General features: G+C 59.0%; 22 protein-coding genes and 1 tRNA gene. 8 read left to right on the top strand and 15 right to left on the bottom strand.

Going from position 1 to position 23,808, the window contains the following annotated elements; translation table 11 throughout:
• Positions 1 to 538 precede the first annotated feature (538 nt).
• The 3 genes from V5F66_RS11285 to V5F66_RS11295 are packed head-to-tail and all read left to right on the top strand — an operon-like array spanning position 539 to position 3,385.
• Complete coding sequence (locus tag V5F66_RS11285; protein ID WP_394094003.1) at positions 539 to 1,333, top strand: helix-turn-helix domain-containing protein; 795 nt, start codon at positions 539 to 541, stop codon at positions 1,331 to 1,333.
• Positions 1,308 to 2,843: a GNAT family N-acetyltransferase gene (locus V5F66_RS11290; protein ID WP_394093878.1), complete on the top strand. Its 1,536-nt coding sequence runs from the start codon at positions 1,308 to 1,310 to the stop codon at positions 2,841 to 2,843. The genes V5F66_RS11285 and V5F66_RS11290 overlap by 26 nt, the downstream gene beginning before the upstream one ends.
• Positions 2,840 to 3,385 (top strand): ATP-binding protein, encoded by a 546-nt coding sequence (locus V5F66_RS11295; RefSeq protein WP_394093879.1) that lies wholly within the window; start codon positions 2,840 to 2,842, stop codon positions 3,383 to 3,385. Before V5F66_RS11290 ends, V5F66_RS11295 begins: the two co-directional genes overlap by 4 nt.
• Positions 3,386 to 3,412: 27 nt before the next feature.
• Here V5F66_RS11295 and V5F66_RS11300 read toward each other — a convergent pair whose 3' ends face one another.
• The 8 genes from V5F66_RS11300 to V5F66_RS11335 all read right to left on the bottom strand — a co-directional run bounded on the left by V5F66_RS11300 (position 3,413) and on the right by V5F66_RS11335 (position 11,688).
• On the bottom strand, positions 3,413 to 4,213 hold the full coding sequence (locus V5F66_RS11300; protein WP_394093880.1) for an HNH endonuclease: 801 nt from the start codon (positions 4,211 to 4,213) through the stop codon (positions 3,413 to 3,415).
• A 71-nt stretch (positions 4,214 to 4,284) separates the two neighbouring features.
• Positions 4,285 to 4,740 carry a hypothetical protein gene (locus V5F66_RS11305; protein ID WP_394093881.1) on the bottom strand — a complete coding sequence of 152 codons (456 nt, stop codon included), beginning with the start codon at positions 4,738 to 4,740 and terminating at the stop codon, positions 4,285 to 4,287.
• Positions 4,741 to 4,929: 189 nt separating this feature from the next.
• On the bottom strand, positions 4,930 to 6,819 hold the full coding sequence (locus V5F66_RS11310) for a hypothetical protein (protein WP_394093882.1): 1,890 nt from the start codon (positions 6,817 to 6,819) through the stop codon (positions 4,930 to 4,932).
• Positions 6,816 to 7,319 (bottom strand): ABC-three component system middle component 2, encoded by a 504-nt coding sequence (locus tag V5F66_RS11315; RefSeq protein ID WP_394093883.1) that lies wholly within the window; start codon positions 7,317 to 7,319, stop codon positions 6,816 to 6,818. Before V5F66_RS11315 ends, V5F66_RS11310 begins: the two co-directional genes overlap by 4 nt.
• Positions 7,307 to 8,503 carry an ABC-three component system protein gene (locus tag V5F66_RS11320; protein WP_394093884.1) on the bottom strand — a complete coding sequence of 399 codons (1,197 nt, stop codon included), beginning with the start codon at positions 8,501 to 8,503 and terminating at the stop codon, positions 7,307 to 7,309. The genes V5F66_RS11315 and V5F66_RS11320 overlap by 13 nt, the downstream gene beginning before the upstream one ends.
• A gap of 97 nt (positions 8,504 to 8,600) precedes the next feature.
• Positions 8,601 to 9,152, bottom strand: a complete 552-nt coding sequence (locus V5F66_RS11325) for a recombinase family protein (protein WP_394093885.1) — start codon at positions 9,150 to 9,152, stop codon at positions 8,601 to 8,603.
• Between the two features lie 139 nt (positions 9,153 to 9,291).
• Entirely contained in the window at positions 9,292 to 10,149 is an 858-nt protein-coding gene (locus tag V5F66_RS11330; RefSeq protein ID WP_394093886.1) for an HNH endonuclease, read from the bottom strand.
• Between the two features lie 6 nt (positions 10,150 to 10,155).
• On the bottom strand, positions 10,156 to 11,688 hold the full coding sequence (locus V5F66_RS11335; protein WP_394093887.1) for an AAA family ATPase: 1,533 nt from the start codon (positions 11,686 to 11,688) through the stop codon (positions 10,156 to 10,158).
• Positions 11,689 to 11,908: 220 nt separating this feature from the next.
• On the opposite strand from V5F66_RS11335, the gene V5F66_RS11340 reads away from it, so the two are divergent.
• Complete coding sequence (locus tag V5F66_RS11340; protein ID WP_394093888.1) at positions 11,909 to 12,559, top strand: hypothetical protein; 651 nt, start codon at positions 11,909 to 11,911, stop codon at positions 12,557 to 12,559.
• 87 nt (positions 12,560 to 12,646) lie between these two features.
• On the opposite strand, the gene V5F66_RS11345 is transcribed toward V5F66_RS11340, so the two are convergent.
• The 7 genes from V5F66_RS11345 to V5F66_RS11375 all read right to left on the bottom strand — a co-directional run bounded on the left by V5F66_RS11345 (position 12,647) and on the right by V5F66_RS11375 (position 18,119).
• Positions 12,647 to 13,111: a Ros/MucR family transcriptional regulator gene (locus V5F66_RS11345; protein ID WP_394093889.1), complete on the bottom strand. Its 465-nt coding sequence runs from the start codon at positions 13,109 to 13,111 to the stop codon at positions 12,647 to 12,649.
• Between the two features lie 154 nt (positions 13,112 to 13,265).
• Positions 13,266 to 13,928, bottom strand: coding sequence for a hypothetical protein (locus V5F66_RS11350; protein ID WP_394093890.1), 663 nt, complete (start codon positions 13,926 to 13,928; stop codon positions 13,266 to 13,268).
• Positions 13,929 to 14,724: 796 nt separating this feature from the next.
• Entirely contained in the window at positions 14,725 to 15,414 is a 690-nt protein-coding gene (locus V5F66_RS11355; RefSeq protein WP_394093891.1) for a hypothetical protein, read from the bottom strand.
• 70 nt (positions 15,415 to 15,484) lie between these two features.
• Positions 15,485 to 15,748 carry a helix-turn-helix transcriptional regulator gene (locus V5F66_RS11360; protein ID WP_394093892.1) on the bottom strand — a complete coding sequence of 88 codons (264 nt, stop codon included), beginning with the start codon at positions 15,746 to 15,748 and terminating at the stop codon, positions 15,485 to 15,487.
• Between the two features lie 258 nt (positions 15,749 to 16,006).
• Positions 16,007 to 16,468, bottom strand: coding sequence for a hypothetical protein (locus V5F66_RS11365; RefSeq protein ID WP_394093893.1), 462 nt, complete (start codon positions 16,466 to 16,468; stop codon positions 16,007 to 16,009).
• Between the two features lie 214 nt (positions 16,469 to 16,682).
• Positions 16,683 to 17,876, bottom strand: coding sequence for a tyrosine-type recombinase/integrase (locus V5F66_RS11370; RefSeq protein WP_394093894.1), 1,194 nt, complete (start codon positions 17,874 to 17,876; stop codon positions 16,683 to 16,685).
• A 166-nt stretch (positions 17,877 to 18,042) separates the two neighbouring features.
• Positions 18,043 to 18,119, bottom strand: a tRNA-Arg gene (locus V5F66_RS11375).
• Between the two features lie 145 nt (positions 18,120 to 18,264).
• Here V5F66_RS11375 and V5F66_RS11380 point away from each other — a divergent pair.
• From V5F66_RS11380 to rpsA, 4 genes are all read left to right on the top strand, one after another.
• Entirely contained in the window at positions 18,265 to 19,203 is a 939-nt protein-coding gene (locus V5F66_RS11380; protein ID WP_394093895.1) for a hypothetical protein, read from the top strand.
• Positions 19,204 to 19,310: 107 nt separating this feature from the next.
• On the top strand, positions 19,311 to 20,786 hold the full coding sequence (locus V5F66_RS11385; protein WP_041575426.1) for a M48 family metalloprotease: 1,476 nt from the start codon (positions 19,311 to 19,313) through the stop codon (positions 20,784 to 20,786).
• Between the two features lie 108 nt (positions 20,787 to 20,894).
• Entirely contained in the window at positions 20,895 to 21,410 is a 516-nt protein-coding gene (locus V5F66_RS11390; protein ID WP_012114258.1) for a universal stress protein, read from the top strand.
• A 503-nt stretch (positions 21,411 to 21,913) separates the two neighbouring features.
• Complete coding sequence (gene rpsA / locus V5F66_RS11395; RefSeq protein ID WP_012114257.1) at positions 21,914 to 23,629, top strand: 30S ribosomal protein S1; 1,716 nt, start codon at positions 21,914 to 21,916, stop codon at positions 23,627 to 23,629.
• The last annotated feature ends 179 nt before the right edge of the window (positions 23,630 to 23,808 follow it).

Below are 23,808 nucleotides of genomic sequence, written 5' to 3' on the forward strand. Positions count from 1 at the left end.
AGGGCACGAGAGCAACTGCCGCCTTACGTCAGTCGGGCCTGTTGCGTCCTCCACGCGGCGGGCAGGTCGGGTGCTCTCTTTCGCTTGCTCTGGCGAGGGAGAGACGTGGACTGTCACCGAGCGCTGGTCCGGCGAGGCCGTGACGCGGCGCATCGGCGGTTGGGACCTGCGCCAGGCCTTTCTCACCCGTGAAGGCTACACGTTCAGGCGGTGCGGACTCACAGCGAGTCCGGATCAACGTTGAGCGTGGGGCCGCGCCTCAAGGCCATTGACAGGCGAAGGTGAGGCGTTGCGCGACGGTCGGCGCAATGGGCGGTCGAATCACCAGGCTGTTGCACACTGCTCGTGTTGACCCTTTGCCGACGCTCAGGAGGTCCGTTTTAGGGTAGGTCCGTACGGGCTCGTTGAGCCTGGGGCGGGGTGGTGGTAGCAACTGATTTGATCACTTGCCTCAACGCGCACGATGCTTGTGCGCACCTCAATATTCCCTTAAGGGAATATTGAGGTGGAGTGATTCGGAGAGCGTTGGTGTGGAATGATGTCGGGTGAGCGCGAATTTGTTGATGCCGTCCGGGTTGGCGATGGCGACGCGGGACGCGTAGTAGGTCAATCTCTCAGGGCGTTGAGGCAGGCTGCGGGCTTTACCCAACTTGAGATGGCCAAGCGTTTGGGCGTCGGCCAAGCGGCGATCTCCAAGATCGAACAACGAGGCGATGTCCAGATCTCTTCGTTGCAGCGCTATGTCGAGGCTCTCGGTGCCAGCTTGCGCATCGATGCAGCATTTCCCGTTCATTCGGAGTTCGGAGTGCGGATCCAGGCCGAGCTTGGCGGGACCGTTGGCGACGACGATCAGTATGTCCTTCCGATTTTTGGCGATCGCGACGATGCCCGCCCTGCAAAACGGGACATCGTTATCAGCATAAGGCCGAACTATTCTGGCAAGATATTTGATGGCGTTAAGACCATCGAACTGAGAAGGCGTTTCCCGTTGTCGGTAGCTCCCGGCGCTACTGCCTATATCTATTCTACGTCGCCAGAAATGGCTTTGGTGGGCGCTATTAAAATTGAGAACGTTGAACGCCTCGAACTCTCTGTCCTCTGGAAAAAGCACGGTCGATCTGCATCGATCAAGAAAGCCGATTTTGACGATTACTTTAGCGGCCTGGAAAAAGGCTTTGCACTAAAACTGTCGATGCCACGCCGATTTGCGAGGCCGCTGACCTTGCCTGAATTGAAGGAGCGATTTGGCTTTAAGGCTCCGCAGTCTTTCCTCTACGCGAAGCCCGACCTTCAAAAGGCGCTCCGGAATGGGCACACAAACATATCTGATTGATACGAATGTAATTATTCATCTGGAAGACAATAAAACCGTGGAGCCGGCCTTTTCCGCACTTACAAGCCTTGCCGCTAAGCACAAGGTTGATATTTTCGTGCACGAGGCGGCGCGCGACGATGTCGGCCGCGACAAGGATACGGCCCGCCGAGCAATATCTCTGAGTAAGCTCGGTAAATTTCAAACCCTATCAAAAGTCCGCGGCTTGACCGCCGCGGAGCTTTCGAACGCATTCGGTCCTCTTCCGAAGCACAACGACATAGTCGACGCGACCCTGCTGCATGCGCTTCACATCGGCGCCGCGGACTTTCTTGTCAGCCAGGACAGAGGCCTCCACGAGCGGGCCAGGCGCCATTCTCCAGAACTCGGTCGCCGGGTGCTCTATGTAGCGGACGCTGTTCAGCTCCTTCGAACGACCTATGAACCGATCGAAGCGCCGGTGCGTTTCATCGATGAGGTCGTCGCTCACGCGATACCTCTGACGGATACTATTTTTGACAGTCTCCGCGAGGACTATCCCGGCTTCGATAAATGGTGGACGGAAAAATGCGTGAAGCAGCGGCGCCTTTGCTGGATCATCGAAGACGACGGAATTTCCGGCCTTCTCGTCAGAAAGGATGAGACCGGCTTGGACACCGACGCAACTCAAAAACCCAACAAGATACTGAAAATCTGTACGTTCAAGGTTCGGCCGGAGAGACGCGGCCTTAAGCTCGGTGAGCTACTTTTGAAGAAGGTCTTCTGGTTCGCTCAAAAGAACAAATATGATCTCATCTATATTACCACATATGAAGGTCAGACTTCTCTTATCGACCTCCTTGAGTATTTCGGGTTCGCCCATACCGCGACAAAAGAAGACGATGAGAGGATCTATGAAAAACGTATGGACACTCGTGCACCTACGCCGATAGATGGCGATAATCATTTTGATGTCCATCGGCTGAATTATCCGCGCTTCGCTATCGTGCCGGACACTGCGGCGTTCGGAATCCCAATCAAAGAGGGCTACCATGATATCCTCTATCCGGATCTCAAGCAGCAGAACCAGTTAGATCTCTTCGGAGCGCTCGGGTTAGGAGGAGGTCCGCGGCGACCTGGCAACACGATCCGAAAGGTGTATCTGTGCCGGGCGCCATCCAATCTGGGCCCACCAGGTTCAATCCTGTTCTTTTACAAGGGCAAATCGTCGTCCTCACCGTCTCAGGCCATGTCGGCAATCGGAATACTCGAGGACGTTCGTTTTGCGCGATCCACCCGGGAGCTGCTCCAGATGACAGGAGGAAGATCGGTGTATAGTGAAAAGGACCTTGAGGGCTGGCAAGCATCTGCCGAATCGCCTGTCAAAGTCATCAACTATCTGCTTGCCGCCTATATTGATCCGGCTATCGGGCTGAAGCAGCTTCAAGAGAGCAAGGTTATCGCGGAGCATCCGCCTCAATCGATCTTTCGCATACCGCGTCCTCGTTTGGATGACCTGCTTTCGCAAATCGACCTTGGGTTTCAGCCATGAGTAGGCGGAAGGTTGTTGCCTTGACAGGTTTGTCAGGCGTCGGGAAATCGACACTTCTCGAATATGCACGGCGAACACTTATTTTCGAGCTCTTGCAGGCCGGTGATCTCATTAAGGCGGAGAGGCAGGAGCGCCAAGGTCAATATGTCGCACAAGATCTTCTGCGCGAGGGAAATATCGACGACAATCAAGCCCTTCTGATATCCGGCTTCATGAGAAGCGCGCCGGAAAAAGGATTGATCGTTCTCGACGGTCACACCATCATAGATACCCCTGATGGTCTAGTGGAAATTTCGCCTTCGGTTTTTTCGGCAATCGATGTTTCCCGCTTCGTTGTCCTGGTCGACGACGCTGAAAAGATCGCGTTGCGACGTTTGTCGGATACACGGAGAACGAGACCCTCCCGATCGCCTCAAGAACTCGCTGAACATCAGGAGCGGTCCGTGCTCGCGGCCTATCGTGCGGCGCTGGCTCTCCGTGTGCCTCTGTTCATTGTTCCCTTGAACGAACGCCGCGATATCGCAGTGTTTCTCGATCAGTAGTTAAGCCCACCAGCAGCGGCGTCGTTGCTATTTTGGCATCGCTGCAAGGCCGCCATGCCTATCGGTGTACAGTGGACTAAGGCCGCCGGTCTGCTCAAGCCAACGCCGATAGCCGGAAATTTCAGGTCCTCCTAGGTTGATCGCAAACTCCACCCCGAATATCGCGAGGACAAAGAACCACTCGTTTTGATCGGTTACAAGAAAATCGAATTCGTGGACGATCTGTTCTGCATTGCCATCGGGTCCGAACGTCTTTCCGTCTTGATGATAAATGGTCCTGATGTGAACGGGCCAAGGACTGACATAGCCCTTCCTGGCATGATCACGTAGGACGTCAAGCTGCGCCTCCTCACAGAGATAGGCGATACCTTCTGAAAACTCGACAAGACGCAAGGCCATCGCTTCCAACGCGATCTTTGCTAGGAACCGAGAGACAACGGGCGTGGCAGGAAGGTCTCCGGCCAGCGGAAAAAGCATGGTTACTTCCTTAGCCTGGAGAATTCTCGCGAGGTCCGGCTCGGACACCTGGACCGACGTAAAATCATACTTCGGATATCGGGTAAGCAGCGCCGGTATGTCGGGAGTTATCAATCCGCTTATCGACGGGATATTGCCGCGCTTGCTTTCAAGGTCTTGCTGGAAACGCAGTTGCCGAACGGCTGGCAGATCCAGGAACGGCTTTTCGACCTTTCTGGAAAAGTAGTTGTTACAGCCGTCGCATACGATGCCTCTCGGTAAAACGTGCCGCTTGTTTCCCAATGATTCAGGGATGATGTGCTCGACGCTTCTCGATGCAGAGGATGGTCTCTTGCAGAAAATGCAACGCACAGAAAGTCTCCATACCACGACCACAGAGCAGCCAGCTACGAGGCGCACAATCCCCTGCGGACTGAGCCCGATTAGGCGGCCATCCAGATCTTCTTTAGACGCTGTTCAGTCATTCGAAGCACCTCCGCCACCTCGGGGCAGACGTACTTATAAGCCTTCACGGAGTACGGTTTCTTGGCAATCGCGGCGATAAGGTTGGCCAATTCTCCGAGCTTGCCGATTGTCTCAGGTGTGATCGGTAAGACCTTCTGGCCGTATTGGCCGCTGGCGGTGTTTGCATCCCACCAAGCATCCACCTTGGCGTTGCGAGGCATAGCGCTACCTATGTGGATATGCACCAAGTCGCTTTCAACGGCGCGTAGGCCAACCGTGCAGAACCATAGAAACAGCTTGCCCTGGGCATCTTTCGGCGCTGCATCGTGGTCATAGCATAGGAAGTAGTCGGCCTTCGCAAGGTTCTTAATGCGCTTGTCAGCAAAACCGCCGAACGCCTCAAACAGGCGGCCCTTGAGGGTTGTAAGATCCACGATTCGTCCTCCGAGCTATGTCGACCATCAAATCGCAGCGCGTGAGGGAGCACAATGATGACGGTACATCCAGAACCAAACCCGAAGTAAGTTCTGCTTCCCGGCAGAGCACCATTGCCAGGAAGTGGCGCTTTGACGCGGATCCTGCAACGTCCGGACTCGGAAGTTCGGCATATTATTGCGTTGCTACTAGAAGTCGAGCCCTGACGAAGTAGTTGAAGGTGCCTGATCGACCGGAAAGAATCCATAGCGCCCGACACCTTCAATCTTCGTGAATTTGACGGTTTGGATAGAGGTCTGGATATCGGTCGGAGGATCAGTGTTTTCGATGACCAGCACCTGCCGATCATCTGGCAGCTTCCCAAGAAATTCATAGAAATGCGAATTCAGGTCCGTGCCGCTGAGATCGTCGCCGTCTCCTTCTGGTTCCCGGTAGGAAAGCAGCGGCGAGTCAAGAACGACGAAGCCTGGATGCGGGGTTTCGAATTGCCTGCAATATTGGAGCAGGCTGACCGTGAACGCCGCCTGCGTAATGGCGCGGAGCCCTTTGCCGAAGGACGTCCGGTGCTTGCCGTTGATGACCAGGTCTCGCGTCTTGGCTTCGAAATGGACGCGGCCGATCTCGGGGAAATGCCAGTCTTTCAGGGTTGAGAGCACGATTCCAGAGAACTTGTCGGCGGTCGTGCTGGGCAGGTCGCCATCGCTGAGACTGTTGCCGCCATCGCTTGATGCGCCGCTTTCCCGTTCCAGCGCGGCCTTGCGCTGCTCCAGATCTGATAGACCGCGATAGATCGCAAGCGCTTCGCGTACCTCGCCATCCTTGTCAGCCAACTGTCTGTAGGCCGTTCTGAGCTGGCGAAGATTGGGGGAGACCACCCGGTCTATTTCGCCGGATATAGCTGCGAGCTGTTCCTCAAGGCCGGGAAGACGTCGCTCGAAACTCATCGCCTCCTTCCGCAGCATAGCGATCGTCTGCGTCAGTTCGCTTCGGCGCACTCCGATCTTGTGTATTTCGGACTGGGCGGCGGCGACAGCCTTGTCGGCATCGAAATCGCATTCGGTCTTGCGATGATGCTCGGGCGCCGAGCCACAGAAAGGGCAGACGACGGCACCGAGAGCGCCAAAAAGGCTCCCCGCTTCTTCAATGCCGCGTAGCCTCTCGGTATCCGAGCGATAATGCGCGTCAAGCAAGGTGAAGCGCTCAAGAAGGGCGGTGATCTCCGTCAGCCGTTCTCTGCCTTCCTCGACGCGGCGCGCGACATCCCTGCGGCGCGCGGCTGCGTCCTTGAACGCGGTTTCGGAGACAGTGAGAAGCTCCCCCTGCGAGCGCATGGACTCATCAAGCCGTTCGCGCTGGGCTTCGAGTTCGTCCGGCGGCCCGGCCAGTTCTTTGATTTGGCGACGGTGGCTTTCTATCAACTGATCAAGCAGGTCGAGCTGGGCGCTGCGGCTTTGCTCTTCCGGGCTGCGCGGCTGCGCTGCGGCAAGGGCGGAATCATCAACGCCGGTCAGCAGCAGCTTGAAGACCGCGGTGTTCGTTGTGTCGGCCGTATAGTTGCCGTCGGACAGCGGCGAACGCTGCTGGATAATCTCCTCCTCGTTGATAATCACAAGGCGGGCAAGATTCCGGAAGCTGAGGCTGTTCGTATCGCCGCGCTTGTTCCGTCTCACTCGCTTGTGGGCGAGGTCGAGCTTGGCCAGCAGATAGGCGGAGAGGTTGTCCTCGTTTCGGTCGCTGTGAACATCGGCAAGCGTTATGCCTTTGCCTTCCGGCAGCACGTCGGAATAAAGCCCGTCGTAGAGACGAAACGCATTGCCTTCGGTGCTGCGCACGAACGTGAACTGTTCTCCGTCCAGCGTCTCCATTGCAAGCAGGATCTGGTCGTAGCCAACCCGCTCCGGGATATCGCGCAGCGGCCCTTTGCCACCGAGCATGAAATCGATCGAATCGACGATGAAGGATTTTCCTGTATTCGAAGCGCCATGGACGACATTGAGGCCGGGGCCGAAGGACATCGTCGCGAACTTGCGCGCCGGTCCGTGGAAGCTGAGATGCCGCAGGCGCAGACCTCTTGTCATGCGGGTGCTCCGAGGCTGCGCTCGGCATTCTGGAACTCGACGACCCAGGTATCAAAGAACTTGCGCATCAACGAATCGAGTGCGGTATCTGTGTAGTCCGCTAGATGATAGACTAACCAGTCTGCCCGGTCCTTCAGCGCTGCGACGTAGGGCGTGCGCAAAGAGTCGAGGAACATCGCGGCGGTCTCGCCGGCTCGGTAGGAAATTCCGTCCTCATTGACGACGCGCACTACCAAATCGCGCGTCATCATCAGATGCAGTGCATCCTGAACCACGCGGCGGCGGACTTCCGTGGCTGGCGTGCGGATCGGCGTCGCCGGATGGAGATCGTCGGGGCCGCCCAATTGATGCGTCCGCACGAGAAGATAGTCGAACGCCGTCAGCCGCTGGATATCGTAGGCGCGCGGAAATGCAGAGCCGAGAACGGCGACTGCGCGAACACCGGCCTCAAGGGGACCGTTGAACGTCAACGAAAATCGGTCACGCGCTACTTCGTCCATTTGAGACGGTCCTCATTGGCAAGCTGATGGCAGATGCCGCGCTTATCTTTAACCAGTGCGCTCGCGCCCAGCGGATGGGCGTCGAGCGGAACATCCTGCGCTGCCTGCGTGACCGCCTTAACGCGCTCGAACCCGTCAGCATGGCCGCCGTCGGCGGTGTCGGCTACACCATGGTAGATTTCATCCTGCAACCCCTCGAACGTGCCGGGCTCCACCTTGTCCCGAACAAAAACGCGCAACGCTTCTGCGTGATAGAAGCACTCGCGCTGCCGTTTGAAATGATCTTCCAGCGGCCTCCACGCCTTCAAGGTGTTGAGGTCGGGGACGTCTGCCTTGGTGTGATCGGCATAGGCCGCCAGGAGACGCGCGACGTAGACGCTCTCATGGTCCGCGAGTTCGGAAGGCGGCGCAGCAACGGTGGGGCGCGGCGGCAGGCCGCCGCCAAAGCGCGCGATGAAGTAGGGAGTGGCGCGGTGTTGTTCGATAACCTCGCGCGGCGACATGGGTTGGAAGATCGAATAGTCGAAGGCGTCGACATACTCAGCAAACTCGCCCTCCAGCTTCACAAGCTGCGTTGAGGTGATCTTGCCGGCGACGGATTTCGGCCAGGCCTCGATTAAGGCTACCTTTAACGCGAGAGCGTTCGTGAGGTATTGGGCGAGCGTCGTTCCGGTCCCGCGCGGGGCGACGAAGTAATATGCGCGCGGCGGCACAAATTCGCCCTGAAATGAATGCCAGAGCATCTTGCCGATCTCAGGCCACGCTGTGCCTGGGGCGATGGCATCACGGTAGTGCTTGCACTGGTAGTTATCCCAAACGCCCTGTAGATAATTCTTGTCCACGAATCCGGCGACATCGATGCCGCGATCATTTGCACCGGTATATCGCAGGACCTTGTGATACTTTGTCTTGAGCGAAGAGACCCACTCATCGACGAAGGCCTCCCACTGGCCCGGATCGTAGGTCATGACACGGACGAGCGGTTCGATCGGCGGCCCGCTCTGTACCTGCGTCGACGAGAGCATGGTCGGGCTCGGCGCCGGCGCCGCTACTTCAGCAAAATCCGAGATCACACCATCCGTCGAAGGTGTGGCAGTGTCGCCTTTCGCTGTCACGGTGCCTGAATCGCTGGCCATGGTATTATAAGGAGCAGCCGGCAAAGTTGCTGTCAACGGCAGGTTCAATCTTCCCGATTTCGATGGCCTGCGACCGATTGGGCATGAACACGAACGTCTGCTATCCGACGGCAAGCCGATTTCTGCTCTTGGCGCCACCATTCCCTTAGGAGATTGGAGCAATCCGGCTAATGGTTGCCTTGCTGACGCCCATGATGCGGGCGATATGCCGCACGCTTTCGCCTTCGGCGCGCAACTTGGCGACATAGGCGCGCTGATCGACCGTGAGCACGCTCTTGCGGCCGAACTTCACGCCTCGCGCTTGGGCCCGTGCCCGTCCTTCCCCCGTTCGCGTCTTGATGAGTTCGCGCTCGAATTCAGCCAGGCCGCCGAGCACCGTTAGCATGAGGCGCCCGTGGGGCGTGGTGGTATCAGCCCACGCGTCGGAGAGTGAGCGGAAGGCGGCGTGGCGTTCAGTGACCTCAGCGAGCACGTTCAGGAGATCCCGCGTGGACCTCGCGAGGCGGTCGAGCCGAACGACGACGAGAACATCGCCGGCTGCGAGCGAGGCGATGCAGCGGCGCAATTCGCGCCGATCGGTCTTCGCGCCGCTAGCCGTCTCAGAAAAAACTTTCTGGCAGCCCGAGGTTTTGAGGTGTTCGATCTGGCTGTCTAGCGTCTGTCCATCAGTAGATACGGGCGCATAGCCGATGATCATGCACATATTATGAGACTATAATTCGAGACACGCAAGTCGTTGATTTAACTTGTGCTGCCGAGTGTCTCAAATATTTTGATTTATGATTTGAATATGGAAGGCGAATGGCGCATGCAATAGATGTTACTGCGGAGCATGACTACACGAATATGTGGCTGCAAAACCAAGAATCTAACGCGAGCGCTGAGAACATAACCCTTCGCCAGTTATTAATCGGCAGGGTCTCCGTCTGGCCCTTTTCAGCCAAATAGTCTGAAAACTCGTTGGGGGTATTGTTGGACATGGTCGTGCGTCGAGTCTGAATCGTCTCGGGTAAATCAGCCGCAGCCTCGATCGAAAACTTGTCCTTAAGGCGATAATCATTAAAGTGAGCCTGAGCGCGAGCCCGATCATCGGCGGGCCAATTGGAAGGCGGTTCGACGAAGAACTCAATGACTGGCGGGTCACTTTGTTGTACGCGAGCGTGTATCCATCTCTCGTCGAAGAACTTACTGTCGTCGAAATATGGATGAAGTGTCTGCCCTTCTCGATCGACAGAGAATGCGTTGAGTTTATCGCTGTTGCAGTCCCTGCAGCAAGGGACAAGGTTGATCGGCAGAACGGAATAGAGCGGGAAATTCGCCTTGGGGAGATAGTGGTCCAATGTTCGTACGTGGCCAATGCCTCCACACAACGGACACTTTCCATTTGCTGTCACTTTTATGGCTTCATAGATACGCCTTCCCGGCTTACTCGCGGGGACAAAATACTGTGTGTACAGATTCGTCAAATGCGATCTGCGCAGCGCGCCATGAATTGCCGGATCATCGCTGCCGCTGACCCTTGGTAGCTGATATAAGGTCGCGGCTCTGGCTCGGTCGGCATACCCCGCCTCGATACTCACCGAGTCCAAAAAAGCGCTCTTGTGCATGTTTTGAGTGGGCACGCTTGCGATTCCGGAGATCGTCACAACCAGAGCATCGGGGAAGCTTATGGGCGGCAAAGCTAATTTCTTCATTGTCTACTACTGCCGTTCAGCCCGATGCATAATCGAGCGCAAGATCGCACGTCCCTCAAACCCCAGTTGGCCTCCGAAGGCAGCGATAACCCGTTCGTAGCTTTCAGCACGAATAGCTTCGGATAAAAGCAACGCATTGAAGCCGGATTTGGAAACTTCGAGGCCGAATACCTCACGTGTGAGCAAGCCGACATTTTCGCCGAAAGTCTCGATCTCCGGCCGCTGGCATTGGGCCGAAAAGCCGGAACGCGTTATTTTCCACACGCAGGAGCGGGGAATTTCTTGAAGCACCACGGGAGAATGGGTCGCAATGATTGCGATAGCGTTTCTATGGGTTAGCAACTGGCTCAAGCTGCGGATCAGAGCGGACAACAGAGGTGGATGAAGGTGGCTTTCGGGTTCATCAAAAAGGACCAGCGTTTTCTCGTTAACCCTCGCTACTAGTTTAGTAACGGTCAACAATACGATCGCGTGACCAGAACTCATTCGCCGCAGAACAGTTCGAACTTGGACAGCGAGCGCTTCGTCCCTCAGTTCGTGTAGCCGAGCAAGGTTCATCTCCGCAAAATTGTCGTCAGATTCGAGGTTTTTAATGGCTTCCAGCCACCGTGCTTCTCTAGCTTGCTCACTGAGGCAGAGGGCCAGACTCTCAATCAACTCATCCGCAAGGTCGTTTTGAGATTTTAGGAGCGCCCCCGAATCGTCAGCATAACTTTTCAATCCGACATAGAAGTAGCAGGTACCTTGGGAAGGATCGGGTTGTTCTTTTGGTGGATTAAAGGGATCGAAAGCGCTGAATGATACGGATACCAAAGCACTGAAGTAACCACTATCAATTGGCCGAGAGACGAATAAGGATCTACGTTCTTCGAATCGACTATCGCCGCGCTCTCTCTCCACGATAGATTTAGTCATGTTGTTCAAAATAGTCGTTTTTCCGACGCCATTGCGGCCGATGATCGCGTGTATATTTGTTGTCGGTGTAGAGTCGGCTATAACATCGAAATCAAGCTGATATCCGGCCCTATTTTCATTGGAATCTTGGGTGAAACGAAAGGCGAAGTTCGTTAATGGGACCCCGCCGCCTAAAACGCGACGAAATTGATTTCGTACAGTTGAAATATTCAATGTACGGAGATGAGATACTTGAAATACCCGCTCATCGAGCGCGAGGGTGAGCGTCGCCTCATCATGCACAATATCACGTATCGCAGCGAGATATTCGGCTCTAAATGAGTCGGAAACGTTTTGACGAAGGGTGAAATAATATTCAATGTCCATGCCGACCGAGAAATAATTCGGAGGAAGTGATGTGAACCCATCGCCAAGCGTGGAATAGGTATCCACCTCTTCGGTCTGACCCCTGAACCCGATTTTCACGCTGCCGAGACGGTGCTCTACACCGTTCTCGTCATAGGCTGTGACTTGGAACATTGTGACGAACGAATAGTCGTTCCAGCGATCAATACGCAGGGTTACGATATTTTGCGCCGGGGATGGAGTGTTACCATCCTTCGCGATCACAGCAAATTCGATCAAAAGAACGCCCCTCCCTCACGGACTTGTAAGCGGCGAGCGGTGCAGATGTAAAGATGTTTGAATCTTAGGCTTGGCAATAGGCGGCGCTTCCGGTTTCGATGAGGATCATCGTTTTTTCAATGACGCATCGAGGCACCTTAGCATAATGTTTGACAAAAAACATGATATATGATATAATGCACTTGCACAGCCTATTGCGTGCATTTATGGAGCATCAGAGATGTCTACCTTCAACACTCCGACCGCGCTCGTCCTCTTCACCAAGAACTGGGCCGGCAAAGCCCAGGCCGGGCGCTTCTCTGCCGAAGAGGTCGAACGCGCCACGGCGGCCGCTCTCAAGCACGAGGCGTCGGCTGTGACCTTCGCGGAAAACGATGACGCCGATCTCATCGCTGCTATCCCGGCCGGCAAGTTCGGCGAAGGCGATCGGCCGGTCCTCGGCAACATCAAGACCGAGATCTTCAAGCGCCTGGCAGCCATCGCCGAGCAGCAGGCCAAAACTGCCCCGGCCACAGAATCGCCAGCGAAGGCCGCTGAGGCCAATGAAGCTGAAGTGAAGGCGAACGCGCCTTCGCACAAGAAGGCCGCTGCCATGCTCTCCAAGGCGACGGACAAGACCACCGGCGAGGCCCTCGTCAGCGTTGTCGTCAAGGAGGGCACCAAGCACTGGCCACAGCTCAAGATGGGCGACATCGTGCTCGCCCCCGACTTCGGCGAAGGCGAGTACAACGGATGGTGGGAAGCCGTCGTGCAGGCTCGCAGCGATAGCCATGTCACGCTCGAGTGGCGCGACTATGCCGACTTCCCCACCTTCACGCGTCCGATCACACAGATCGCGCCCATCCACCCGGAGTGCAAGGTCGAGGCGTAACGCCGATCTTGGGAGAAAGAGTACCTGAAGAGAGGGGCGGCTTCGGCCGCCCTTCTCTTTTTTTGTCCTGTGATGGCTTCCACGATATCAGGCGGTAGCAGCCTTGCGGCGGCCCGGAGCCTTCTTCTCTGGGGCTGCCTGCTTGCGCGCCTGGCCGAGGCCCATGTTCTTGGCAAGCTCGGAACGGGCGGCGGCATAGCTCGGGGCGACCATGGGGTAATCATGGGGCAGGCCCCACTTCTCGCGATACGCCTCCGGCGTCATGTCGTAGGCCGTGCGCAGGTGGCGCTTCAACGACTTGAACTTCTTACCATCCTCCAGGCACACGATGAAGTCCGCCGTTACAGACCTCTTCACCGGCACCGCAGGCTTGAGCTCTTCGACCGGCGCTACGGCCGGGGCATCGAGCTTGCCAAGGGTCGTGTACACGCTGGCGATCAGCGCAGGGAGTTCGCCGAGCGGCACCGTGTTGTTGCCGACGAAGGCCGCCACAATGTCCACGACAAGATCGAGATGAACGGACGTCCTTGTTTCGTTGTCTTCCAGGCTCACAGCCAACCTCGCAGAAAAAGAAAAAGCAGCATCGTTCGAGCGCAGATTATTCAATCTGGCAAGGACGATGCTGCTTTGAATTTTCGGGTGATCGTTTTTTCGTGTGTTGGCGGGTTTGGAGCTTTAAGCGTCACCCGCAAACCTGCTCGCTTCGTCAGATCGGCCGCCGGCCGCTCCGCATCAATGAGGCGCCCTGCACGGTTCTCACGGCCTCATCGTAACCCTTGGCTGTTTTGTCAGAGCGCTCGGACAAGGCCTTCGGCAAGATCAGTAGCGTGTCGGCATCGATCCGGGTGCCGCTGGCCTTCAAGGCGTACTCTGCGGCGTATCCCGGCGCGCGATCAACCTCGATAATATGAAGGCGCGTTATCGGCGTGCCATGGATGAGGCGGCCCGGATTATCGTTGATCCACGAAACCAGTTCGAACTTGAAGCGGGACACTGGCGGCGTCATGAGCATGCCGTGCACGTGCAGGCCATCGTTGGATTGCACATCGGCCAAGGCCATCTTGTTGTGCTTGAACACCGGCAGATCAGGCGAGCAAATGAGATGCGGCAGATACCGGCGCTGGGACGGCCTGTTGGGGTGGCTGGCGAACCACTGGATCAGCCGCGCGTACACGATCTCCACCGCATCAAGCATGCCGGCGATCCGCCCGGCTTGAGTTGCAGCAGGCAGACGATCAAACATGAAAGTCACGAGATAGGCCGCGTAGCCATTGGCGATGCGGTCCTCGACCCAGCTGCCGTAGCCGCTAAGAACCTGTTTGGCGGCCTGTTGATCGAACCTAGAAGCGAAGGGGATAAGACGAGACATGCGTAAACCTCAGAAAGAGAGTACGCATGTGATTTACAGAATTGGTTATTTGTGATTCCCGCTACGTTTATGCTGCATATCATCAGGCCTGTTTTCGATGCAAATTATCATAATTCAGTGATATTTAACTGATACCGGCATTAAATACAAAAATTATTCATCGAATAACATGTTTTAATAATGTGATTATCCGATAAAATCACACATAGTTTGAAGTGAAAATTATATTATAGTTCATAATTTTGATATTTAGATAATTGTGCTTCGCACACATATCCATATATCGATTATATTATTTATAATAGTTATCTAATATTAATGTAATGTGAAATATATAATCCACATTTCATATATATAATCTCAAGATCGATATCTGAAATCTCATCTAGACATAGCTCATCATATACAGGCCCTTCTTGAGGGTCCATAGCGCAGATGGCGAAGGCAAGATGTCCTGCTGTCGGAAAATCACAAGCGGCAGGCGATCAAGCTGATGTCGATGAAGTAATTTACAGAATCGGCAAAATCATCGATCTGAGTTGAAATTAGAGCGCAGCCTCTTCCCTGGGACCTGACACGCATGAGCGAGGCTCGCGTCGCGCGAGAAACCTCAATGCAATGGCGCCGTGAACCAACTGAAAGTACGCACATCTGAGGTCGGCGCTTTAAGCGCCACCTAATTCCCGAAGCGGGCGTCTTTGAATCCGGGCCTTCTTTCAACCCTTCGGCACAACTGGTACAGGCCTCGCACCTTTCGATGCGAGGCCCGTCGTCGTTGTTAGCGGCTCAGGCTGGATTACGCGGCCGAAGCTTTCTTCAGCTTGGTCACCTTTCGGACCTCATAGCCATCGTCCTTCTTCACGGCGATGAGACGGAGGCGAGCGCCGGCTTTCACACTTAGAAGACCATCACTCAGTTCCGGGGCGATCTTCAGGGTAACCGTAGGCCAATTGTCGTTAGCAGACGGCCCCTTGGGCGCGTGCGATATGTTGCGCGGCAAGGAGGCCGCTTTTCCTTGCTTGGGCTTCCCACCCATTGTTGAGGCCGGGACGCTGCGCGTGGGCGCACGGTGTTTTACCTTTTTGCGAGCCTGAGCCGATTTCCGTGCGAGTTTCTCGATGCCGCCCTTCGCGCGAATCTCTTCGACGAAATCGGACGGATCGACGTTGAGATCATCGTACAGATGGACCATTGCTCGGGCTCGCTTATCGGCAAGCTTTTTCTTTGACCGGCTTTTCGCCGACATGATAAAGCGCATGATAGATGAGGCGAGTCTCGGCTTTTCTATCGATTCTAGTTGTTTCGAGAGGCGTTCACGCTCCTTTTTGCTGTTCCGAAGGCGAATTACCACACGCGTCGCTTCTGCCATAATGTGATATGTCGCTTCTCTAAAGCCTTGGAATTCGTCCTGGTATTCCTGTCGGATGTTGTCGAGGTCATCAGCGATTTCAGATGAGGTCGACGTCTTGGCCTTCAGTTTTGGCATGTCGGTGTCCATCGTTGGCGGAGGTGATCCTTCCGGCCCTGAGGCCGGAAGGGCTTTTGCACGCGCTGGCTCAGCAGCGCGGGGTTCCGCGTTCAATGAGTGCGAGGATGTCCGAGACCTTCCATGCAGAGGTTCTCGCCCCGAGTTTCAGAGGCTTCGGGTATATACCCGCCTTGATTCCGGCGTAGAACGCGGAGCGCGATATGGGGATCAGTTGAAGTATTTCCGGCAGCCGCATCAGTCGGTCGTTATCGTTTGCGGCCTCCGATCTATTTGCGCATGCCGCAAGATCATGGTGGAGCTTTATTTTTTCGATCTTCATGTTCACAGCCATTTCTATAGGTGAGGTTATATGTCGTGATCATTTGGTACACTTTCTTTCTTCTGGTACTTCCACCGCCTTCGTGGTGGTGGAGTTTATTGCGCCAATCGACGCAATTCTTCATTCGCTGCGAGGGATGCTGCAGCGCTCATATCGCCCTGTGTTTGCGAAAAATGCGGTCGATGGTCGGAGGGCAAAGCTCCGCCGGTCCAAGGAAATCTTCCCTGGCTTCAACTCACAACGTGTCTGAATGGAATTTCGGCGCCGGACTTACGTCTTGATGATGATTTCGATCTGATCTGGCGTGATGCCCAGGCTCCGGGCCAACGCCTCCTTCGCTTCTTGTATGGTCGACGCGAGGGTAGGTCGGTTGATGATGTCTTCTCGCTCGTCCCCGGATGCCTCGTCCGTCATGCCGATGATTTCGTCACTCTTCCCGGTGGCGACGAGACCGAGCGTGATCGCGCTATAGTCCCATGCGAACCGGCTCGGGTTGCCTTTGCGTCCGACGATGTAGGTGCCGCATCCCGCGTCCTGTAACTCCTTAGCGATGGCTGTCGCCTCGGAAAGCGGAACATCGAGAAGCCGCATGAGCCGATCGATGTTTGTGGTAGCCGGATTGTTCTTGCGCTGCGAAAGGCTCTCGAACAGCTTCTTTGCCCATTCCTGCCGCTGGTAAAGTTCGCGGACCGACCGGATCACCTCCTTCTCTTCCAATTCGTCAGTCATCATCTCTCTTTCCAGGATGCTCGGCGGCGCCGCCGAACGTGGGGATGTTATGGCACGCCTAACGCCGAATGGCAATCGCTATATCGATAAAATCCGCCTTAAAACGATTTATGAGCAGATAGAAAGTATATAAGTGATTGATTTAATTCGTTTTTTTGTATGCTTTTTTTACGAAACTCACAATAGGGAGCCGCTCTGGCTCTCGCTCGGGACTGCATCAGCCCTTGAGAGCGCGAAACGCGTCCAGCATGTCCGCCCATGCCTGCATGAGGACGACGCGCTCCGGCCAGTAGGTGGCTCTATTATAGGCCCGACGCACCTCGTTCTGGTCGAGATGGCCCAAGGCGGCCTCGATCACGTCAGGCGAATGGCCCTTCTCATTCAAGATCGAGCTGGCGGCGGCCCGGAAGCCGTGGGCGGTCATCTCCTCTTGCGTGAACCCCATGCGGCGCAGCGCCGAGTTCATGGCGTTCTCGCTCAGGATCTTCTTGTTCGAGCGGATGGAGGGGAAGATCAGCTCACTGCTGCCGCTCAGCGGCCTGATTTCCCTGAGCACCGCCAGCGCCTGGCGGGACAGCGGCACGACGTGGGCCCGGCGCATCTTCATACGTTCCGCCGGGATACTCCACACGGCCTTGTCGAGGTCGATCTCGCTCCATCGTGCGCCACGGACCTCGCCGGGACGAGCGAAGGTCAGCGCTGTGAAGAGCATCGCCGATCGCAGCGTCGGCCAGCCGTCATACTCGTCGATGGAGCGCATGAGGCCGCCGAGCTGCTTCGGATCGGTGAGGGCAGAGCGGTGCTTCACTTTCGGGCGCTCGAGCGCGTCCTTCAGCGCGGATGTCGGATCATGCTGGGCGCGAAGCGTGGCAATAGCGAAGCGGAACACGCTGCCGATGGCCGAGCGCAGGCGACGGGCTGATTCGCGCCGTCCGCTGCGTTCCACCTGCTGCAACACGGCCAGGACCTCGAAGGGAGTGATCTCGCTGATCGGCCGGCGGCCCAGTGCGGGACCCGCCAAACTCTCCAGCAGCCACCTGTTCTTTGTGACCGTCGCGGGGGCCGAGTTCCGCATCTCGAGGCGTTCGATGTACTCGCCGACCAGACGGGAGAACGTGTTGCCTTCGGAAATGGCGGCCGTCACCTTCTCGACCTTGCGGACGGTGGTGGGGTCCTTGTTCTCCAGCAACTGCCTCTTGGCGTCTTCCCGCTTTTCCCGCGCCTCGGCCAACGAAACGGTGGGATAGGGGCCGAAGGAAATCTGCTTCGGCTTGCCGGCGAAGCGATAGGCGAGGCGCCAGATTCGGCTTCCGTTGGGATTGATGAGCAGGTGGAGGCCGCCGCCGTCGAACAATTTATAGGCTTTGTCCCTGGGCTTCGCGTTGCGCAAAGCGAGGTCGGTAAGGGCCATCTGTAGGCATCTCCCTCTGTGGGCACGACCGCGATGCCTACAAGAATGCCTACACGCGCGCGAGATACAACCGGATCTCAATGGACCCCGATGGACCATCTAAGGTCATTAGCGCTTTGATTCTAAATGACTTTTAGACGTTACGAGACGCCTCTGGATGACAAGCTGGTGTCCCGGAAGGGATTCGAACCCCTGACCTGCGGTTTAGGAAACCGCTGCTCTATCCTGCTGAGCTACCGGGACACAGCCTCCTTCTAGAACGAGCCGCAGCGGGAGGAAAGAGCATCGGCAGGGTGGGGAAAAGGGGCGGTGGAAAGAGGGTGTAAGCAGAGTTGATCGCGGGTGCCTTCATGGGCTCGCCCCCATGGGCTATCGTTGAGATATGCAGTTGCGCACCAACGACACCCGCCGCGCCCGCAGCCGCGCGCAGGCACCAGACGCATGGCGGGGATGGGGTTTGCGCAGCGCAGGGACGGCTTTTCTCGCCATCGCAGCAACCGTGGTCGCCCTCGTGGGCGCCGCCGGAGCGGAGCCGGCCGCGTCGGTCACCGTCTGCGTGCCGGCTGAGCCGGGCGGCCTGGAAGGTGCTTCCGGCCTTGGCGCCGCATGGACCGATACAGGCGCGCTCCTGCTGGCCGACGGACGGCGGTTCATGCCCGAAGGCATCGCCCTGCCCTCGCGGCTCGCCAGCGATGCGGCGCTCCCCAGCGCGGCCGAACGCGCGGCGCGCACCACCCTCGATACCTGTCTCGTGCGGCCCGGCGCCGGGCGCATGGACAGGCATGGCCGCTTGTCGGCGGTCGGCTGGCTGGCCTGTCCGGCGCGAAACGGTGCGGTGGAGGAAGACCTCGCCACGGCGCTGCTGCGCGCAGGCGCCGGCTATGCCCAGCCAACAGCACAGGATAACGGTTGCCTGGCCCCGCGGCTGGCTGCGGAGACGGAAGCACGGACAGCCCGGCGCGGCATCTGGGCCGAGCCGTCGGCCGTGGCGCCTGCCGCGAACGAGGAGGCCATGGCCATCCGCTCGGGCCTGTTCACCGTAGCAGAAGGGCGTGTGCTCGCCGCCGGCGGGACGCGGGATCGGATTTTTATCAATTTCGGGTCAAGCTGGCGGCAAGATTTCACTGCGATGATGGAAAGGGAGGATTTCGCCACAATCATGGGCGATAGCCTTGAACCAGCCATGTTGCGCGGCACCATGGTGCGGGTGCGCGGTGTGGTGCGCGCGGAAGGCGGGCCTGCCATCATGCTGCGGCGGCCGGGCGAGATCGCCCTTCTGGCCGGCGCGCAGGCGCCGGCAACGCGCGCAAGGCGCGGTGGCGAGTGACACAAGTGCATGAGGTTTCGGTGCGGGACGTGAGGCAACAACGGCCAGGCGACAGGACGGAGCGGGCGACGCAGCCGGCGGCCGGGCGCGCCACATGCCGCCGGGGCATGCGCCATTGGAGCGCCTTCGCCCGTGCGCTGCCGCTGCTGTTCCCGCTGTTGCTGTCGGCCTGCGCCGGCCTCGACCTCGAGCAGGCGAGCGTGCCTTTGACCTCGCCCGCCTCGGCGTCCGAATACGCCGACATGTCGCCCAACCAGCGCCGTGAGCATGAGCGCCTGGTGGCGAGCTATGGCGGCGCCTACAACGATCCCGAGCTGAAAGCCCTGATCCAGCAGGTGGTGGAGCGCCTTGTGGCCGCTTCCGAGCGGCCGGACCTGAAATATCGCGTCACCGTGCTCAACTCGCCTGCCATCAACGCCTTTGCCCTGCCGGACGGCTCGCTCTACGTCACCCGCGGCCTGCTCTCGCTCGCCAACGACACGTCCGAGCTGTCGTCGGTGCTGGCCCATGAGATGGCCCATGTCATCGCCCGCCACGCCACCATCCGCGAGGACCAGGTGAAGCAGGCGGTGCTGGTCAGCCGCGTCATCTCCGACGTGGTCAACGATCCCGACCTGGGGGCCCTGGCCATGCAGAAGAGCCGGCGGACGCTGGCCTCGTTCTCCCGCGGGCAGGAGCTGGAGGCCGACGCCATCGGGGTGGGCATCGCCGCGCGCGCGGGCTTTGATCCCTACGGCGCCTCTCGCTTCCTCACCGACATGGGCCGCTTCGGCGACCTGAAGAGCGCCGCCTTCTCCGGCTCGTCCTCCACCACGCCGGACATGGACTTCCTGTCCTCCCATCCGGCGACGCCCGAGCGCATCTCCATCGCCATCGCCAATGCCCGGCAATATGCCGAAAACGCCAAGCCCGGCGACGGCGAACGCGATCGCAACGCCTATTTCTCCGCCATCGACGGCATGGTCTATGGCGACGACCCCAAGGAAGGCTTCGTGCGCGGGCGCAAGTTCTTCCATCCCAAGCTCGGCTTCACCTTCACCGCGCCCGAGGGCTTCTCGCTGGAGAACACCTCCCAGGCGGTGCTGGGCGCCACCCAGACCGGGCGGGAGGCGCTGCGCCTCGACGCGGTGCGGGTCGCCCCGGACCAGTCGCTGGCGCAGTATCTGTCCTCCGGCTGGGTCGAGGGGGTGGAGATCAACACGGTGGAAAGCCTCACCGTGAACGGCTTCACCGCCGCCACCGCCATCGCCCGCGGCGACCAGTGGTCGTTCCGCATGTTCGCCATCCGCTTCGGATCGGACGTGTACCGCCTCATCTTCGCGGCGCGGGAGCTGACCCCGGAGCTGGACAAGCAGTTCCGCGCCGCCGCCGACACCTTCCGCCGCGTCTCCTCCGGCGAGGCGGAGACGGTGAAACCGCTGCGGGTGCGCATCGTCACCGCCGGACTGGGCGACAATCTGGAGAAGGTGGCCGCCCGCATGCAGGTGCCGGACCGGCCCATGGAACGCTTCCTGATCCTCAACGGGCTCGATGCGACGGCCAAGCTCAAGTACGGCGAGAAGGTGAAGATCATCTCCGAGTGAGGCGGGGCGGCGCGTCAAAGCCACCCGCTCCCGTCGAGTTGATCAGCCTCAAGCCGCGGCCCATCCTAGGTTTGCTATCATCGCTTCTCCCGAAAGGGGGACAAGACGATGTACAAGAACATCCTCGTCGCCACCGACGGCTCGGCCCTTTCCGATCTCGCCGTCACCCAGGCCGTGGACCTGGCCGCAGCGCTCCACGCCCGCCTCGTCCTCGTCACCGCCAGCGAACCGTTCCACCTGCTCACCACCGAGGCCGAGCAGATCGCCGACACCGAAGACATCTACCGCCGCACCATGCAGCATCGCGCCGACCGCATCCTCGGCGCGGCGGCGGAGAAGGCTGCGGCCAAAGGGGTGGAGGCCGCCACGGTGCACGTGGAGAACGACCACCCCCATGAGGCCATCATCGCCACCGCCGAGCGCGAGAAGTGCGACCTCATTGTCATGGCCTCCCACGGCCGCCGGGGCTTCTCCGCCCTGGTGCTCGGCAGCCAGACCACCAAGGTGCTCACCCATTCGACCATTCCGGTGCTGGTGGTGCGGGCCGAAGCGGCAGCGGCCGAGCATGTGGCCGCTGCCGGACACGCCTTTCCCGGCGCCGCCCTTTCGGCACGGCGGGACTGAGCCGTCCCGATCCCTCAAGGGGATCGGGATCCTCCCCTTCCCCACTGCCCCCGCCGGTGGGGAAGGGGATGCGGCCAGATCCGGTGTGGCCAAGTCCGGTGTGGCCAAGTCCGTTACGACCAAGTCCGGTGCGACCAAGCCCGGATCCGGCGCGGGATTACCGCCTGGGCCGCCCAGGTCCCGTGCATGCGGGACCAGCCCTTGCGCTGAAGGGGCTTTTGGACTATCTCAGCGCCGGTCCGAGGCTGCGCTCCTTCAAAAGCAGGAAGCCGCCCGGGCGGGCAGGGGTACGCGGGATACGCGGCCCTGATCGTCGGAGGCAGCCCGCCCTGGCTTTCGCTGAGCGCACAGTGCGACACCCAATTCATCGTCCGTACCGCCCGGCACATGCGCCGGCCCGCCGCTTTGCCGGCGGCCGTCCGTCCTTCCTCACGGAAAGGCGGACACCCGAGCGGTTCGGACCTCGCAACGCGAGATGCCGGCGCAAGAAGTCTGGAGCATGAATGTCCGCCGTAGAAACCACCCGTGACGATTTCGCCGCCCTGCTCGACGAGAGCTTCGGCCGCGCCGACATGCAGGAAGGTGCCGTCGTCAAGGGCATCGTGGTCGCCATCGAGAAGGATCTGGCGATCATCGACATCGGTCTGAAGACCGAAGGCCGCGTGGCGCTGCGCGAATTCGCCGGCCCCGGCCGCGAGAACCCCATCCAGGTGGGCGACGAGGTCGAGGTCTATCTCGAGCGCGTCGAGAACGCCATGGGCGAAGCCGTCCTCTCGCGCGACAAGGCGCGCCGTGAGGAAAGCTGGATCAAGCTCGAGAAGGCGTTCACCGCCAACGAGAAGGTCTTCGGCGTGATCTTCAACCAGGTGAAGGGCGGCTTCACCGTCGATCTCGACGGCGCCGTGGCCTTCCTGCCGCGCTCCCAGGTGGACATCCGCCCGATCCGCGACGTCGGCCCGCTGATGCACAACCAGCAGCCGTTCCAGATCCTCAAGATGGACCGCCGCCGCGGCAACATCGTGGTCTCCCGCCGCACCGTGCTGGAAGAGACCCGCGCCGAGCAGCGCCACGAGCTGGTCCAGAACCTCGAGGAAGGCCAGGCCATCGACGGCGTGGTGAAGAACATCACCGACTACGGTGCGTTCGTTGACCTCGGCGGCATCGACGGCCTGCTGCACGTCACCGACATCGCCTGGCGCCGCGTGAACCACCCGACCGAGGTGCTCAACATCGGCCAGACGGTCAAGGTCAAGATCATCAAGATCAACCACGAGACCCACCGCATCTCGCTCGGCATGAAGCAGCTTCTGGGCGATCCCTGGGAGGGCATCGAGGCCAAGTATCCGGTGGAGGCCCGCTTCAAGGGTCGCGTCACCAACATCACCGACTACGGCGCGTTCGTGGAACTGGAGCCGGGCATCGAAGGCCTGATCCACGTCTCCGAAATGTCGTGGACCAAGAAGAACGTCCACCCCGGCAAGATCGTCTCCACCTCCCAGGAGGTCGAGGTCCAGGTGCTGGAAGTGGACAGCGCCAAGCGCCGCATCTCGCTCGGTCTCAAGCAGACCCTCCAGAACCCCTGGGAGGCCTTCGCCGAGAAGTATGCCCCCGGCGCGGTGGTGGAAGGCGAGGTCAAGAACAAGACCGAGTTCGGCCTGTTCCTCGGCCTCGACGGCGACGTGGACGGCATGGTCCACCTCTCCGACCTCGACTGGAACCGTCCGGGCGAGCAGGTGATCGACGAATACCGCAAGGGCGACATGGTCAAGGCCGTGGTGCTCGACGTGGACGTCGAGAAGGAGCGCATCTCCCTCGGCATCAAGCAGCTTGCCGGCGATCCCTTCGCCGAGGCTGGCGAGGTGAAGAAGGGTGCCATCGTCACCTGCGAAGTCACCGACGTGAAGGACGGCGGCATCGAGGTGAAGCTCACCGGCACCGACCTGTCCGCCTTCATCAAGCGGTCGGAGCTCGCCCGCGAGCGCAACGACCAGCGCCCCGAGCGCTTCTCGGTCGGCGACAAGCTGGACGCCCGCGTCACCCTGTTCGACCGCAAGGCGCGCAAGGTGCAGGTCTCCGTCAAGGCGCTCGAGATCGCCGAGGAGAAGGAGGCCGTGGCCACCTACGGCTCGCAGGACTCCGGCGCCTCGCTCGGCGACATCCTCGGTGCCGCGCTCAAGCAGCGTGCCGCCGGCGGCGAGACCGAAGAGAAGGAAGACTGATCGCATCCTTCGCGATCGGCAGAAACAAAGAGGGCCGGCGCGCTGCGCCGGCCCTTTTCTTTTGCCTTGGAGCGATCAGACCACCGACCCGGAACGGGATACGCTCGAACGCCGCGCGGGCCTGACCGGCGGGAGAGCCAGGCTCGCCCACCGGTCACTCGACCGCCAGATATCACCCG

This window comes from Xanthobacter versatilis, from assembly GCF_043193975.1.
Taxonomy (GTDB): domain Bacteria; phylum Pseudomonadota; class Alphaproteobacteria; order Rhizobiales; family Xanthobacteraceae; genus Xanthobacter; species Xanthobacter autotrophicus_E.